This window comes from Brachyspira alvinipulli ATCC 51933 (genome assembly GCF_000518245.1).
Taxonomy (GTDB): domain Bacteria; phylum Spirochaetota; class Brachyspiria; order Brachyspirales; family Brachyspiraceae; genus Brachyspira; species Brachyspira alvinipulli.
Genome location: NZ_KI912404.1, coordinates 342015 through 359139, shown reverse-complemented (window position 1 = coordinate 359139; position 17125 = coordinate 342015). Strand labels below are relative to the sequence as shown.

14 protein-coding genes, 2 rRNA genes and 1 pseudogene are annotated in these 17125 nt (G+C 29.6%); 14 read left to right on the top strand and 3 right to left on the bottom strand.

The genetic code is table 11. The features are described 5' to 3' along the window. Window positions 1-182: 182 nt before the first annotated feature. On the top strand, window positions 183-656 hold the full coding sequence (locus tag T324_RS0111865; RefSeq protein ID WP_028330456.1) for a RidA family protein: 474 nt from the start codon (window positions 183-185) through the stop codon (window positions 654-656). A gap of 113 nt (window positions 657-769) precedes the next feature. On the opposite strand, the gene T324_RS0111860 is transcribed toward T324_RS0111865, so the two are convergent. The 3 genes from T324_RS0111860 to T324_RS0111850 form a co-directional block, all read right to left on the bottom strand. Beyond that, window positions 770-1000 (bottom strand): hypothetical protein, encoded by a 231-nt coding sequence (locus T324_RS0111860; protein WP_028330455.1) that lies wholly within the window; start codon window positions 998-1000, stop codon window positions 770-772. Between the two features lie 191 nt (window positions 1001-1191). Continuing rightward, window positions 1192-1308: ribosomal RNA gene (rrf, locus tag T324_RS0111855) — 5S ribosomal RNA — on the bottom strand. A gap of 129 nt (window positions 1309-1437) precedes the next feature. Then, a 23S ribosomal RNA gene (locus T324_RS0111850) occupies window positions 1438-4427 on the bottom strand. A 559-nt stretch (window positions 4428-4986) separates the two neighbouring features. On the opposite strand from T324_RS0111850, the gene T324_RS0111845 reads away from it, so the two are divergent. From T324_RS0111845 to T324_RS0111785, 13 genes and pseudogenes are all read left to right on the top strand, one after another. Further along, window positions 4987-7491, top strand: a complete 2505-nt coding sequence (locus T324_RS0111845) for a hypothetical protein (RefSeq protein WP_028330454.1) — start codon at window positions 4987-4989, stop codon at window positions 7489-7491. Window positions 7492-7993: 502 nt separating this feature from the next. Further along, window positions 7994-8461: a chemotaxis protein CheX gene (locus T324_RS0111840; RefSeq protein ID WP_028330453.1), complete on the top strand. Its 468-nt coding sequence runs from the start codon at window positions 7994-7996 to the stop codon at window positions 8459-8461. A gap of 6 nt (window positions 8462-8467) precedes the next feature. After that, window positions 8468-8884, top strand: a complete 417-nt coding sequence (locus T324_RS0111835; protein WP_028330452.1) for a response regulator — start codon at window positions 8468-8470, stop codon at window positions 8882-8884. A 44-nt stretch (window positions 8885-8928) separates the two neighbouring features. Then, window positions 8929-9744: a CheR family methyltransferase gene (locus tag T324_RS0111830; protein WP_028330451.1), complete on the top strand. Its 816-nt coding sequence runs from the start codon at window positions 8929-8931 to the stop codon at window positions 9742-9744. A gap of 11 nt (window positions 9745-9755) precedes the next feature. After that, the gene (locus T324_RS0111825; protein WP_028330450.1) at window positions 9756-10175 is read left to right on the top strand and encodes a bactofilin family protein; all 420 of its coding nucleotides are present in this window, start codon (window positions 9756-9758) and stop codon (window positions 10173-10175) included. A 173-nt stretch (window positions 10176-10348) separates the two neighbouring features. Further along, window positions 10349-11143 carry a tetratricopeptide repeat protein gene (locus tag T324_RS0111820; protein ID WP_245580702.1) on the top strand — a complete coding sequence of 265 codons (795 nt, stop codon included), beginning with the start codon at window positions 10349-10351 and terminating at the stop codon, window positions 11141-11143. A gap of 4 nt (window positions 11144-11147) precedes the next feature. Next, entirely contained in the window at window positions 11148-12173 is a 1026-nt protein-coding gene (locus tag T324_RS0111815; protein WP_038375237.1) for a rod shape-determining protein, read from the top strand. Between the two features lie 58 nt (window positions 12174-12231). After that, window positions 12232-13119, top strand: coding sequence for a rod shape-determining protein MreC (gene mreC / locus T324_RS0111810; RefSeq protein WP_084548659.1), 888 nt, complete (start codon window positions 12232-12234; stop codon window positions 13117-13119). A 10-nt stretch (window positions 13120-13129) separates the two neighbouring features. Further along, complete coding sequence (gene mreD / locus T324_RS0111805; RefSeq protein ID WP_028330446.1) at window positions 13130-13669, top strand: rod shape-determining protein MreD; 540 nt, start codon at window positions 13130-13132, stop codon at window positions 13667-13669. 42 nt (window positions 13670-13711) lie between these two features. Then, window positions 13712-14263 carry a class IV adenylate cyclase gene (locus T324_RS0111800; RefSeq protein WP_028330445.1) on the top strand — a complete coding sequence of 184 codons (552 nt, stop codon included), beginning with the start codon at window positions 13712-13714 and terminating at the stop codon, window positions 14261-14263. Between the two features lie 74 nt (window positions 14264-14337). Beyond that, window positions 14338-15347: pseudogene (locus T324_RS17295) on the top strand (hypothetical protein). 66 nt (window positions 15348-15413) lie between these two features. Beyond that, window positions 15414-16424: a hypothetical protein gene (locus T324_RS0111790; RefSeq protein ID WP_028330444.1), complete on the top strand. Its 1011-nt coding sequence runs from the start codon at window positions 15414-15416 to the stop codon at window positions 16422-16424. A gap of 67 nt (window positions 16425-16491) precedes the next feature. Then, window positions 16492-17061, top strand: a complete 570-nt coding sequence (locus T324_RS0111785; protein WP_028330443.1) for a DUF4390 domain-containing protein — start codon at window positions 16492-16494, stop codon at window positions 17059-17061. Window positions 17062-17125 lie beyond the last annotated feature (64 nt).

Here is a 17125-nt window from a genome sequence, read left to right as displayed (position 1 = left end):
AAAACAGTCTAATAAAAATTAAACAAATTGTCAAGTAAATAATGATTTTTTTATATTTTTTAAACAAATTGTAAAAAAATATACTTTTAATGATAAAAAATATTGATTTTATGAATATTTATGTTATTATAAAAATATAAATATTCAACTTTTTGTTTAAAATAAATTATAAAGGAATAAAAATGGATGTATATAAAAAACTTGAAGAACTAAAAATAACTTTACCAAATCCTCCAAGCAAAGGAGGTGTTTATTCTCAGGTAGTATTTTTTGGGGATAAATTTTGTTACTGTTCTGGATGCGGCCCTATATTAGATGATGAAACTAAAAACATTAATCTTATAGGAAAGCTAGGAGATAATTTGTCTATAGAAGATGGTCAAAGAGCATCATATAATTGTATGTTAAACATATTGGCTGTTTTAAATAGAGAATTAGGAGATTTAAATAAAATTAAAAAATTTGTCAAAATATTAGCTTTTGTAAACTCAACAGACGATTTTTCAGAACAACCTAAAATAATAAATGAAGCATCTAATTTACTAATTAGTATTTTTGGTGAAGAAATAGGATTAAGTGCAAGAAGTGCTATAGGTACAAATTCATTGCCAGGAAAAATATCTTGTGAAATAGAAGTTCTATTAGAAATAAAATAAAAAATATAATTTAAATGTTAAATCGAGAATGTTCTCATTTAACATTTAAATTAATTTATAAAAAAATAAATCATCAATTTTCATTTTTTATAATTTTTCAATTGCTATTAATATTAATATTTCATTTTCTTTTTTATAATTTTTATTAGTATAACACATACCAATATAGCGATAATAAAAGGTATAGCAAAAATAAAAGAAACACTTGGAGGAGCAGAAGCACCAGCAAATTTGACAGCATAAAACATATATCCGTAATTGAAAGCAACTACAGTAACCATCATATAAGAAAATATATATGCTATAAGTTTAATAATCTTTATAATTCTTTCTTTGCTATTCATAAAACTCTCTTCTTAAAAGAAAAATATTTTATTATTTGCACAATATGTACAAATAACTGTTATAATATCATTTATTTGCTAGTCAATTTAAAATCGATCTGAATTAATAATAAAATTAATATGTATAAACAATTATAAATATAAAAAATCCCAACAGAAATCAATCTATTGGGATAAAATATATAATATATACCCGGCAACGTTCTACTCTCCCGTAAAGCTACCCTTACAGTACCATCGACGATGAAAGGCTTAACTGCCGTGTTCGGAATGGGAACGGGTGTATCACTTTCTCTATGGTCACCGAAATAATATTAGCAAATTAAAGAACTAAGTTTTAAGTTATCTTTGCCAGATATATAGAAGCGTAGATTTGTCTCATTCTGCCTAATTATGATTTCTTTTTATATTTAAGAATGTAAGAAGAAAACGATAATATGGTCAAGCCATTGGTCTGATTAGTGCTGCTCAGCTGAACAGGTATTTCTTCCCTGCTTACACTTGCAGTCTATCAACGTCGTAGTCTCCAACGAAACTCATAGGGAAAGTTAATCTTGAAGGAGGCTTCCCACTTAGATGCTTTCAGCGGTTATCCCGTCCGCACATAGCTACTCTGCGATGCTCTTGGCAGAACAACAGATACACCAGCGGTGCGTTCATTTCGGTCCTCTCGTACTAAAAATGACTCTTCTCAACTTTCCAACGCCCACAACGGATAGGGACCAAACTGTCTCACGACGTTCTGAACCCAGCTCGCGTACCGCTTTAATTGGCGAACAGCCAAACCCTTGGGACCTGCTCCAGCCCCAGGATGCGATGAGCCGACATCGAGGTGCCAAACCTCCCCGTCGATATGAACTCTTGGGGGAGATAAGCCTGTTATCCCCGGAGTACCTTTTGTCCGTTTAGCGATGGCCCTTCCACTCGGGACCACCGGATCACTAAGACCTACTTTCGTACCTGCTCGAGATGTCTCTCTCGCAGTCAAGCCACCTTATGCCTTTATACTCTACTACCGATTTCTATTCGGTTTGAGGTGACCTTTGCACGCCTCCGTTACTCTTTAGGAGGCGACCGCCCCAGTCAAACTACCCGCCTGACAATGTCCGACTGCCGGATAACGGCTAATCGTTAGAATCCCATTTTGCGAAGGATGGTATTTCAAAGATGGCTCCATGAAAGCTGGCGCTCCCACTTCAAAGCCTCCCATCTATTCTACACATCACAAAACAAAACTCAATGTCAAGTTATAGTAAAGGTTCACGGGGTCTTTCCGTCCTGTTGCGGGTAATCAGCATCTTCACTGATAATTCAATTTCACCGAGTTCTTCCCCGAGACAGTGCCCGGATCGTTACACCATTCGTGCAGGTCGGAACTTACCCGACAAGGAATTTCGCTACCTTAGGACCGTCATAGTTACGGCCGCCGTTTACTGGGGCTTCAATTCGAAGCTTCGCTTACGCTAACCTCTCCTTTTAACCTTCCAGCACTGGGCAGGTGTCAATCCCTATACATCCATTTACATGTTTGCAGAGATCTGTGTTTTTGTTAAACAGTCGGCCAGGCCTTTTCACTGCGACTCTCCTCCTAATATTGCTATCAAGATTCAAGCGTCTCTTTTTCCGAAGTTACAAGACTAATTTGCAGAGTTCCTTAGGGAAGATTATCTCGAGCGCCTTAGAATACTCATCTCACCCACCTGTGTCGGTTTACGGTACGATTATGACATGCCTAACCTTAGAAATTATTTCTCGACAGCCTAGCTCACGCAACTTCCTGAACCCGAAAGCCCAGTCACTATCCAGTCTCAACCTTAAAGCAGCAAGCATTTGACTCGCTACAAGTCTAAACTGTTCGACGTTATCTACCAACCTAACGCGTACGCAAACAATCTGTGTCATTCCATCGAAACATATCATAGTACAGGAATATTCACCTGTTTCCCATCGACTACGCTTTTCAGCCTCATCTTAGGGGTCGACTAACCCTAGGCAGATTAGCTTTACCTAGGAAACCTTGGGTTTGCGGCGAACGGGTTTCTCACCCGTTTTCTCGTTACTCATGCCTGCATCCTCACTTCTTATACCTCCAGCCCACCTCACGATGAACCTTCAACGGCTTAAAGAACGCTCTCCTACCAATTATAGATTAACTCTATAATTCCCTAGCTTCGGTACTATGTTTGAGCCCCGTTACATTTTCGGCGCAAGAACACTCGACCAGTGAGCTGTTACGCACTCTTTAAAGGAATGGCTGCTTCTAAGCCAACCTCCTGGCTGTTTAAGTATTCTCACATCCTTTCCCACTTAACATAGATTTTGGGACCTTAGCTGAGGATCTGGGCTGTTTCCCTTTTGACAATGACGCTTATCCGCCGCTGTCTAACTGCCATGCTCTAAACTTACGGTATTCGGAGTTTAGTTGGGTTTGGTACCCGGTTAAGGGCCCTAGTCCATTTAGTGCTCTACCCCCGCAAGTAAACGCATAACGCTGCCCCTAAAGACATTTCGGAGAGAACCAGCTATCTCCAAGTTTGATTAGCCTTTCACTCCTACCCACAAGTCATCCAAAGCCTTTTCACGGCCACTGGTTCGTACCTCCATTCGATGTTACTCGAGTTTCGCACTGCTCATAGGTAGATCACTTGGCTTCGGGTCGTATAGCACGCAACTAATTTCGCCCTATTAAGGCTCGCTTTCACTACGACTACAAGGCTATTACCTCTTAATCTTGCTACGTACTATAAGTCGCAGGCTCATTCTACAAAAGGCACGCCATCAGGCCTTCTACTATTGCTAGCAGGGTACCCTCTGACTACTTGTAAGCTTAAGGTTTCAGGTTCTATTTAATAACCCTCAACGGGAGACTTTTCACCTTTCCCTCACGGTACTCTACACTATTGGTCACTGGTTAGTATTTTGCCTTGGATAGTGGTCTACCCAGATTCAAACAGGGTTTCACGTGCCCCGCCCTACTCAGGAACGGCAAAACCTTGTCTATATGATTTCGTGTACAGGACTATCACCCACTATGGTCTGCTTTTCCAAAACAGTTCCACTATCATATAAAGCAAAGTCGATGCATGTAAGTACATCACTCACCGCCCTACAACACCGCAATAACAACGCCTTACAACTTGACATTATTACGGTTTAGGCTCTTCCCCTTTCGCTCGCCACTACTTAGGGAATCTCAATTTTGATTACTTTTCCTCCAGGTACTTAGATGTTTCAGTTCCCTGGGTGTCGCCTCATACACCTATGGATTCAGTGTATGATATAGAAGGTTTACTTCTATAGGTTTTCCCATTCGGTGATCTACGGATCATAGAATATTTGCTTCTCTCCGTAGCTTATCGCAGCTTGTCACGACCTTCATCGCCTTCCAGTGCCTAGGCATCCACCTTAAGCCCTTACTTACTTGACCATATTATCCTTTTCTTCTTTAATTAAAGAAAGAGTTTAATATATCATGAATGAGACTTAGCTAATTAAAGCTGTTTCTTATCTAATTCTTTAGTAACGCTCCGCTTAATTGTTTCTACTCTAAGACACACAATCTAATTGTGTTTTCTTTATCTAGTGAAGATTTTTATCAATGCTGATTTCCGTCTTTATGTTGGAAATTACTTTCTAAAAATCTACGCTCTTATATATCTGTCAAAGAACCTTTGTGTTTCTCATTGATGTTTTTTATTTATCATCAATGTTTTATTAGTATAGCATGAAGCTAAAAAAACGCAATACCTGTAAAGCTAATTTTATAAAAAAAATATATATTTTCTTAGTTTCAATATAATTATAACACGTTTTATACAAAAAAATAAAAACTATTAATTTCGAGCTTAAAAAAACATGTTTTTGACGCCAAAAAAGATGAGATTTAATCAAAAAAACCTTGAAAAAACTAAAAAACTAGTATATTTTTTAAAAATAATATATAATTTTGATAATATTATTATAAAAAATATAGTGAGTAATTAATTATGAGTGTAAATATTGAAGAAAATGGAAATTTAAAATTAAAACCAAACAGCATATTATTTCATGAAGGGCAGACAGTACAAAATATTTCAATTATTACTAATGGAGATATTGATGTTTACATATCATCAAAGGAAATTCTTGGTATAGAAGATGAAAGCGAAATTATGAGGTACAGCTGCAAACTATTTACAATACCTAAAAATATTATTATTGGTATTGGAAGTTATAAAACAAACTCAAAATATATGTTTTCTTTTAAATCAAAAGAAAATACCGAGGCATACGTTGTAAAAACACCTAATAAAGAACAAGTTAAAACTTTTTTTGATACTAATAAAGCTTATCTTACAAATTTATATCATTCTATAGCATATTTAATCTTGAGATGTTATGATGAATACATAAAAATAAAAAAAATAAACGAAGAAGTTAAAATAAATTCTTCAAACCTTGCTGTTATATACTTCAATCTGCAGCAAGGAAAAACAAAACCTGTAAAATCTGAGTTATTTAAAAATTATAAAGAAATATACGAAGATTCTATAAATTCAGGATTTAATTTTCCTACTTCTTTCGATGTTGACTTTATAAGAACAGATCATAGTGAAATATATATGCATAATAAAAATCAATTAATAGAAAATTATGAAAAATTAGAATTTGAAATTGATTATGTTAGAAGATTTTTAACTATGCCAAAAAATATCAAAGCCCAATTTTTCACTTATGATACCAATATGAGTTTAGATGCTTCTCATATGCTTTATGAAAGTCTTAAAAAAATGGTATCATTATTAAAAACAGAAATTGTAGAAGGAATAGAAAATATATTATTTTTATATTCAAATGAATCTGAATCTTTATTCAATGAATATACTAAAATAGCTATGGATTTAGATAAACAAGGTAAAGATAATGAAGTGTGGGTAAAATATTCTAAATATATGTCAAATATTATAAAAGATATATATCAAAAAATTAAAGCAGAATATGATTATGATCTAAATATAGACATAGAAGAAATTGACTCAATAATAAAAAGAATATCTAAAAATTTAGTCTTGTCTCCAGATGAACAAAATGCTATGAATGAGTCAGCTGACAACATAAAAGTTACTTTAGGATTCGAGGCATTACCTGAAGAAGTAAAAAATCCTACAAAAAAATTAATAGAAATGTCATCTATTGATGAAGATAAAGCTAGAAACTTTATGAAATCTTTACAGGCATTTAGAAAATTAAGAGATAAATTCAGCACTGAAGATGATGTAAGAAAAATAAGAAGAGGTGTTACAAACGTATTTTTTGAAATATATAAAGAAGTGGCAAAAAGAGTCATAATAGACGGAGAAAGTAATAAACTTGTAAAAATGTTTTTAAATTTTGGATACATGGATGATCAGCTACTTACACCAAATCAAATAATGGATCTTTATGAAATAAAAGATAGGAGTAAGTCTAAAAAAATTAATATATTTTATATAGATGAGTGGCTTAAAAAAATATATGACAGAGATGAACCTCCTTCTGTTAATGGATTTGGACAGGATTATAGAGAAGCATTAAGAGAATTAAAAAAACGTGGTACTATAAATGACAAACAACTTGAAGAGCATTGGGAAAGTTCTTCAAAAAGATTAGAATACGAAGTAGAAAATATGATTGAAACCACTCACAGATTATGTTACGGACAAGTAAGTATATATTTCCCTATACTTCATAAAGATATGATAACAAAAGACTTTGAGAAAGCATTAATACGAAGAGATTTCATGGAAAAATCTATAAAAGAAATAATAGATATAGATTTTTCAGCTTTCTATAGAGAAGTATTATACAAAAATAAAGAGCTAAACATAGAAAAAGAACTTGTTATGCAAGAAGTATTGCCTAATATAATACTTATGCCTACATTCGGTTCAAGAGCTATAATGTGGGAAGAACTTTCAAGCAGACAAAAAAATAGTACCGGAAGATTCTTATTCCCTATCTTTACTTCTGAAGATATAGATACTTTATTAATACCTACTATAGGGGCATTTAGATGGGAATTATGTAAAACTATGTTAGGACCTGCTTGGAATGATATTACTCAAATGTCTATAACTTCTGAATATAGTGATTATGTTCAGTTCTACAGAAAGAATAGAAACTTATCAGATGAAGCTAAAGAGAAATTAAAAATACAAATTAAAAAGTGTAGAAACAATTTAAGAGAAGTATTTGTTTCAGATTATAATTTATGGATAAGGTATGAAAGCAAAGGTATTATGAGACTTAACAGAGTTGCTAGAGGAATATTGTATAGACAAGTACCTTTTGCTAAAAACATAAGAGAAGAGCTTTCAAAACAACCTATGTTTACTGAAATAGCAAACAGATTTAAAAACATTAGAGCAAAAAGAGCTACAGAATTAGAAAATAGATATTTCAAATTTACAAAAACTGGAAATCCTTTACCTGATGAATTACAGCGTCATATAGATTTCTATAAAGAAATGTAAAATAATTACTGGTTTTTTAGATAATAAAAAGAGTTTGAAAATATTCACAATTATTTTCAAGCTCTTTTTTTATTCCCTAATAAAATTACAATACTGATATATAAAAAATATTTCTTTTTATTATTTTTTATAAAACTCTATACAAAAAATTAAGAATTAGTATTTAAAATTACATAACTAAATATAAAACTAATCATTTTTTAAATTTTCCCAATATGGTGTAAAATACATAATATAATAGTCATATTAGATTTTATTAATAAAAATTGTTATATTACTGATATTATATCAATTATCATAAGTTTTATTTGTTGCTTAAAATAGATATCTAACATAAAAATATTACAAGAAACACCAAATAAAATATTGTAATAAAGTAAATTATTTTTTTTTCGATATTTAAGGTAAGCATCTTAATACTTCTTTTATAAGTATACTTGCAAAAAAAGTGATAAATTGTTAGAATATACGCAAGTAATTAGTATATAAAAAGAGTATAAAAATGAGACTTGACTATATAAGACCATTTACAGATGCATCTAATGAAATACTAGCAAATTATATAAAAGATGGTATAAAAACAAGTGACATAACATTAAAAGGAGACTTTTTAAATACATCTGGATTAATAGCCATAGTAGCTTTATCAAAAGATATAATTGGTCACTTTTTAATTGATATGGAAGAGGAAACAGCAAAAAAAATGGTTTCCTTAATGAATGATAGAGAAATAAAAGATATTGATAAATTATCACTATCTACATTACAAGAATTGGTAAACTTGATAGCAGGTCTTTCAGTTACTAAATTAGAAGCTGACGGGTATGATGTTGATATATCTCCGCCGGTTATTATGAAAAGCAAGAATTTAGAAGTTTCGATAAGTGATTCGGAATTTCTGCATATAAAACTAGATACCTCTATTGGCGATTTTAATATATTAGTTGCCGTAGAATCAGAAAAGGAGTAATTAAATATGTCTGATATTAATACAAAAGAAGCTGATGGTATAAATGAATTTGGAAAACCATTCAAAGTTCTAATAGTAGATGACTCTGCATTTGTAGTTAAACAGTTACAACAAATTTTTGTATCAGAACAATATAATGTAGTTGGTACTGCTGAAAATGGTGAGGAAGGCGTACTTATGTATAAAGAATACAAACCTGACCTAGTAACTATGGATATTACAATGCCTAAAATGGATGGTATTACAGCTTTAACTAAGATAATAGAATATGATAAAAACGCCAAAGTTGTTATGGTTAGTGCTTTAGGTAAAGAGGATATGGTAAAAAAAGCTCTTTTAGCTGGTGCTAAAAACTATATTACTAAACCTTTAGATAGAAAAAAAGTACTTGAACGTATTAAAATGGTTCTTACAAAAAAGTAAGATAATTTATATAATGTTCATTAATTTATTTGGAATAATTTATTTTGAATGAACTAAAACTAACAGAAAGACAATTTGATCTATTTAAAGATTTTGTATATAGAGAAAGCGGGATTTGTTTTAGTGTTATAAATAAAGTTATATTAGAGTCCAGAATAGCTTCTTCTATGAAAGAGAAAAATATAGAACAAGTAGAGGACTTTTATAAACTTGTATCTTCTGACAAAGAAGAATTAAAAAAATTTTTAGATAACATTACAACAAATCTAACTAAATTCTTTAGAAATGAACCTAATTTTAATTTGTTAAAAACTTATGTTTTACCAGAAGTTTTAAAATACAAAAAAACAGGCGAACAGATAAGAATTTGGAGTGCCGGATGTTCTACAGGAGAAGAACCATACTCTATAGCAATTACTTGTTTGGAAACTCCCGGGCTAAGAGAGTCGGATATAAAGATTTTTGCTAGCGATTTATCATTGAACTCTCTTGTTGCCGCCAAAGAAGGAAGATATGAGGCACATAAAGTAGAAAATGTACCAGAAGAATACTTAAAAAAATATTTTGATAAGCTAGCTTCTGGTGAATATTCTGTTAAAAATAACATAAAAAAACTTATTACTTTTGACTATCATAATTTGAGACATAGAGGAAGTCAGTCTAATATGGATGTTATTTTTTGTAGGAATGTGCTTATATATTTTGATAATGAATCTGTTAAACTTACAGTTAACAGATTTTATGATATATTAAATGATCATGGTTTTTTATTTATAGGACACAGTGAATCGTTGTTTGGGCTTGATACAAAATTCAAATTTAATAATATAAATAATTCCATAGTATATACTAAAAATTAGGAGTTTAGTTAATGTTTAATAGAAAAAATGAAAATGCAGAGTCTAACTCTATTATAGGTGAAGGCTCATATTTTAAAGGCGAATTTACATTAAACGGAACTTTAAGAGTAGATGGCTGCTATGAGGGTGAAAAGCTTGAAGTTGATAATGTATTTGTAGGTCAAACTGGTAAAGTTAAATCTAACATAAAAACAGCATCAGCTGTAATAGAGGGTATAATAATTGGAAACATAGAGGCTAAAAATAGAGTTATGCTTATGCCTACTAGCAGAGTATTAGGAGAAATCAGAACACCTGAACTTATAATACAAAATGGTGTAATATTAGAAGGTTTATGCATAGTATCTCCGGATCCTCTAACTAATCCTAAAGAAACAATACTCTCTTTATACAATAATAATACTACTAATAATGTTGAAAATAATAATTAATTATTAAATGGATAGTATAATAAATAATGCCTTATCTATATAATGTTGAAAAAAGAATTAGTTTACATATTATTGTAATAACATTAATAGCTGTCCTTAGCTTTGTTACACTTACTTATCTATTTATAAATAACTATATACAAAAAAAACGTTTAAAATATGTATATGATTATATGGCTTTAGAAGATTATAACAATGCATCTTTTATTTTTAATGAACTATATGGAAAAAGTCCTTTAGATAAAAACATACTTACTACTGGAATAGATTTATATTATGATATACTTATAAGGGCTGATAAAGATGATATTATCAAATCTTCAAGCGAAAATATAATACGCTATGCAAAACAATTATTATTAACAGGAAATTTTATTAAAAATAAATATGCTATATATCAAAGATTAGGATACGGATATAAAAGTTTAGGAAAATCATATTATATTGACTCATACAATTCTTATATAGAAGCTATAAATAATGGAGACAGCAGAACATCAACTACTATAGAACTTTCTAAAATTTGTTATGAAATAGGATTATATGAAGATGCAATTAAATATTTGGAAGATTCTATAGACAGAGAGATAAATGTAAGTGATGGAAAGTTTATTAATCCCGAACTATATTATGAACTTGCAAATGCCTATGAAGGAAATAAAGACTATACTAAAGCTATACAAATATTATCATCAATGGATGGAAAATTTAATGATAATAAGGTTTTAGAAGTAAAAAGCTATTCAAAATTAGGAAATTTATACTTCAGACAAGGTCTTTTTAAAGAAAGTGAATTTTTTTATAAAAAGGCATTAGAGATAGATGACAAAAATCCAGATTTATATTATAGTATAGGAACATTATATAGAGAAACTAATAGAAAAACTGAAGCTATAAAAATGTTTAGAGAAGCTATAAAAATAGATAATTCTTATAAACCAGCGATGGAAGCATTAAGGAGATTATAACAATATGTTTAATTGGTTATATAATATGTTCTCAAGTGATATGGGAATTGATTTAGGAACAGCAAATACTTTAGTATATGTAAAAGGAGAAGGTATAGTTTTAGCAGAACCTTCAGTAGTTGCTATAGAAAAAAGCACTGGAAATGTCATAGCGGTTGGTAATGACGCTAAAAAAATGTTAGGTAAAGTTCCTAACTCTATAGCAGCAATAAGACCTATGAGAGATGGAGTTATTGCTGATTTTGAAACTGTAGAAAAAATGATAAGATACTTTATTAATAAAGTGCATAATAAAAGAACTTTAGTTAAACCTAGAATAGCTATAGGTATTCCTACAGGTATTACAGAAGTAGAAAGACGTGCGGTTAGAGAAAGCTGCGAGCAGGCTGGAGCTAGAACAATATTTTTGATAGAACAGGCAAGAGCAGCAGCTATTGGGGCCGATATGCCTATTAATGAACCTCATGGAAATATGATTATAGAAATAGGAGGAGGTACTACAGAGGTAGCTGTACTTTCACTTGGAAGTATGGTAAGAAGTGCGTCTATACGTGTAGGCGGCGATGAGCTTGATGATGCTATTATAAAATACATGCAAAGAACTCACAACTTATATATAGGTGAAAAAACTGCTGAAGAAATAAAAATTAATATAGGACATGCTTACAAAGGCGATATATCTAAAACTATGGACATTAGAGGAAGAGACTCTGTATCAGGACTTCCTAAAACATTAACAATAAATAGTGCTGAAATAAAAGATGCTATATCTGATATATTGTTAGAGATATTAGAGGCGGTTAAATCTGTACTTAATCAAACTCCGCCTGAAATTTCTGCTGATATAGTAGAACGCGGTATTGTTATGAGCGGCGGTACTTCACTGCTTCCAGGTTTTACAGATTTAATATCCATGGAAACTGGAGTGCCTGTAATTCTTGCTGAGAGCCCTCTTACTTGCGTAGCTATAGGATGCGGAAAATTTATAGAAGAAACTAAAAATTTAAAGAATTATAGAAGATATTCATAATCGGAAAAAATATTAAAATTTTATTAATATATCCGATACTCATAATGTGAAAACTTTTATAAAACATAAAATTCTTATATTATATATAACGCTGAATCTAGTAGCAGCGATGTTTATGGTGCTTAATAGAAGTAATTTTGTATTTGATATAAAATCTATTTATGCTCTTGGAGTATATCCAATACAAAGTGCCACAAAAAGTATTTCAAGGGCTTTTGTATATCTTTATACAAGCATTACTGATATATTTACACTACAAAGTCAGGTGCAAATATTGAAAGACAGAATAGCAGAATTAAGCGGTGCTGCATTAGAATATGAACAATTAAGTGCTGAAAATGAAAGGCTTAGAGGATTACTTAATGAAGCTCCTACAGATGAATATCCTTTAGAATACGCTGAAATAGTTTCAAAAGACCCTCAAAACTTCTATACTACAATAGTTATAAATAAGGGAAGTGCCCATGGAATAGTTGTAGGAATGCCTGTTATATCATATCAAAATGGTTATAAAGGACTTGTTGGAAAAGTTGTTGAAGTAAGAAGATATAACAGCAGAATACTATCTCTTGTTGACCAAAGATCCCAAATATCCGTTATGTTGGAAAGTTCAAGAACTACTGGTATTATGGTTGGTCAAAGCCCTAAATCTACACAAACACACTTGCAATATATTGATTTACAAATGGATGTTGAAGAAGGAGAAAGAGTAGTTACAAGCGGTATGGGCGGAGTATTCCCAAAAGGTATATTAGTAGGTACAATATTCAAAGTTGAAAAAAAGAATTATGGTCTTTTCCATGATCTTTATGTTGAACCTTCTGTTGACTTTTCAACTTTAGAAAATGTTTATGTAATAAAGAAAATACCAGATCAAGAAATTATTATGCTTGCTAATGAAGAAAATGAAGATGAACAATATACTAATGAGCAGAATAATCAATAGGAGTTTATGAATGAAAAGAGCTATTACTGTTATTATAACTTCGCTTATTTTGCTTTTAATACAATCATCTCCTGCTTATGATTTGATAAGAATATCTCTTGGTGCAAAACCGGACTTACTTTTAATTTTCTTATCTTTTATAGCTTTTAGATACGGTTCTTTTGATGGAATGATTTATGGATTTGTAATAGGTTTACTTCAGGATATAGTATCTAGTGCAACATTTGGTTCTTATGCTATGATCTTTTTAAATATTGGTTTCTTTGTAGGATTTTTCAACAGCAGAATATTTATAAAACAAATAGCAGCAGGAATATTTGTAACTTTAATTGGATATTTAATAAAAGTTATAGCATTATTTTTAGTAAGTTCAATATATTCTGATCTTTCAAATGTTGCTGTATTAATAAGAGCCGAATTGCTTGTAGGGCTTCCATTAACAGTTATATTATCATCACCATTATTTATAGTATTTGAAAAGGTTGCTCCATTAATCTATGATAAACAAAAAATACATGTTGATGACAGTACTAAAACTTTTAGTGAGTAATTTTATTTTGACAATTTTTTAATTTTCTTGTATATTAAAACAATGGGTAATGCGGAAATAGAAATAAAAGCTTATGTAAAAGATTTTGATTCTGTACTAAATTTTTTGTATCAAAATGCAAAATTCAAAAAAAAATATTTTAAAAAAGATATATACTATGCCAAAGAAAGCAGTATAAAAAGTGGAAATATCAAAACAAGCGAATGCATAAGACTTAGAGTAGAACATGGAAAATATACTTTTTGTTCAAAAGATAGAAAATTAATTGATGGTGTTGAAGTTAATGATGAAATAGAAATAAAAGTAACAAAGAAAAAAGCAAGATTTATAATTAATTTTTTATCACAGCTACAAAAATATAAAGAGTATGTACGAAAAGAAAAAAAAGGCTATGCTTTTATATATAAAAATGCTTTAGTAGAAGTATCAAAAATAAAAAAACTAGATAATTTTATAGAAATAGAATTCTTAAATTCAAATGAAACAATAGATAATCAAGTATATCAATTAAAATGCATCTTGAATGATATAGGCATATCAGAAAATGATATAGAAACAGAAGCCTATATAAACCTTCTTTCAAAGAAAATATAAACTGTATTGAAAATATCATTATTTCATATTAAAATAATATAAACATATATAAATAAAAACATATTGGATAAAAAATGAAACAAATCTTTTTTTTAGTATTTATAATACTCCTATGCAATATACATTTATATTCTCAAAATAATAATGATTCATTAGAAAATAAAATGAATACCTACAAAAAAAGGTAAAAATAAAATGGCAATATAATCCTCTTAGAATATATGAAACCGATAAATATTTTTCACCATGGGTAGATCCAGAAAATTATAATACTAGTTTCTGGTTTGGAGATATTATTAACATAAAAAATCTGTATCCAAATCCCAATTTTAATTTAAATAATGTAGTCTTATATTTTAACCCAAAACTTGCTGTAGATTTGGCACCTATTGCATTTAATTTAAACGGAGATAAACACAGGTTTAGAATAGGTGTAGCTTATTCATTAAAATTATTTTTCAGCAGCTATGGAAAAGGAGAAGATCAATTATATGGAGCAACTTTTCTACATGGAACATATATGCAGGTAAAAGCATATTTTGACTATATATTTGATAATAAATTAAAAATTAGATTTTCTCCTTTAAGACATATATGCTCACAAATAAGCGGAGATATACTTGGAGATGAAACACTTTATGATAAAAAGAAAGAAGAATTTAGAGATGTTGGATTTGAACAGATACATTTATCTGCATATTATAGATGGGGCTGGTTTAGTTTTTTTGGAGGAACATCTTTTGCTATAACAGGATATAAAAAATCAAATATAGTTAACGTATTTAATATTTTTACTGGAACCGAGGCTAGATTTCCTATATGGGGAGAAATTAGTTTGATAACAGGTGTATATATAGGTGCTTTCCTAGATGAATTAAGTGAGATAAAAAGAGATAAAAAAGGGGTAGGTTACCCAATACATGAAACACATCAAGAATGGACTCCTTCTATAAGCGTAGGCTTAGGATTTGAAATTTACAGATTCGTAATCGGAGTAAAATACGAATATGCAAGATCAAAACAATTATATTCATATAGACAAATAGAAAGCAGAATTGGTTTAGATGCAAGTTTAATATTTTAAAAGTTGTTATTGACATAAAAAAATATAAATGTATTATGTCCTGATATCTATTAAGGAATAAGGTTTATGATTTTTGTGTTAAAAACAATAATAATATTAATACTGTATAGTATTACTGTATATTCACAGAATACGAATAACAATACATTAAAAGAAAAAATGGATAATTATACAGAAACTGTTAAAACTCAATGGGAATTTAATCCCCTGAAAAATTATAAAACAGACAGATATTTTTCAGGTTGGACTGATCCAAATTCGTACAGCACTAGATTTTGGATAGGAGAAGTGTTAAATGCAAAAGAAATGTATCCAAATCCAAATTTCAATTTTGACAAAATTGATTTTTTTTATAACCCTACCCTTGCAACGGAAGTAACTCCTATAGCATTTAAATATAAAGATAAACACAGATTTAAAATAGGTGTTGGGTATTTAACTCATTTCTTTCTTTCAAAGTATAAAAAAGGTTATTATCAATATTATGGACAAAGTTTGATGTATGGAACATATATGCAAGTGGAAGTGTTCTTTGATTATATATATAATAATCAATTTAAATTAAGGTTTACTCCATTAAGACATATATGTTCACATATAAGCGGAGATATACTTGGAGATTCGTCTTTATATGATAAAGAAAAAGAAGATTTTATGGATTCCGGTTTTGAGCAAATGCATGCTTCAGCATATTATAAATATGGATGGTTCACATTTTATGGAGGAGTTACTTTTGCTATAACTGGGTTTGATAAATCTAATATTGTAAATTTATTTAATATATTTGCTGGTACAGATTTCAGAGTACCTATATGGGGAGAAATTAGTTTTATAACTGGATTATATTTTGGATTGAATTATGACAAAATAAATGATGTAGTTAGAAATATGTATGATGGAAGTTACACTATAAAAAATAGCTATAATAGAGTTAGTCCATCTATATCTGTAGGTATTGGATTTGAAATATATAGAATTATAATAGGATTAAAATATGATTATTATGCTTCAAAACAATTATATTCCTATAAAAAAATGGAAAGTAAAATAGGAATGGATATAAGTTTATATTTATAATTATTGACTTATTAATTTAGAAATATATACTTATTTATAAATAAAATAATGTAATTAAATAAAAATTATGAAACATATATTAATTATATTTATAATTATATCATCATCATTATATTCTTATGAATTAAGGCTTCATTTTTTAAGAGGATATATATATGATGATATTTTATATGCTGATGTTTATACAGAACTAAATAATTCCCTATATGAGAATATAGAAAAATATATAGACAATGGTATTATAGTATTTTTTAATTTCAGAGTAGATTTGGTAAAGAAAAATTTATTAATCAATGAAAACGTAAAAGAGATTTATCTATATAGAAAGATATATTATGATTTTTTCACAAAGGAATATGTAGTACTAAATTCAGAAACAATGCGTGAAACAAGGAATACAAATCTTAATAATTTAATGAAAAATATTTATCACATAAATAAAATAGAAATAGTCAATGCCAATAGGCTAAATGATAATAATAAATATATATTTAAAACTAGATTATCTATACAGTTTCAAAATGCCTATCCTTATTTATCTGTATTCTTTAATATAATAACTCCAATACAATATAGAATAAAATGGCTTAAATCAAAAGAATTCAGTATAAAAGAATTATATTATAATAACATGTAACTATTATTTATAATTAAAAATCCGATTTATATTAAAAATTGATTTTATGAAATCTTGGAGGTCA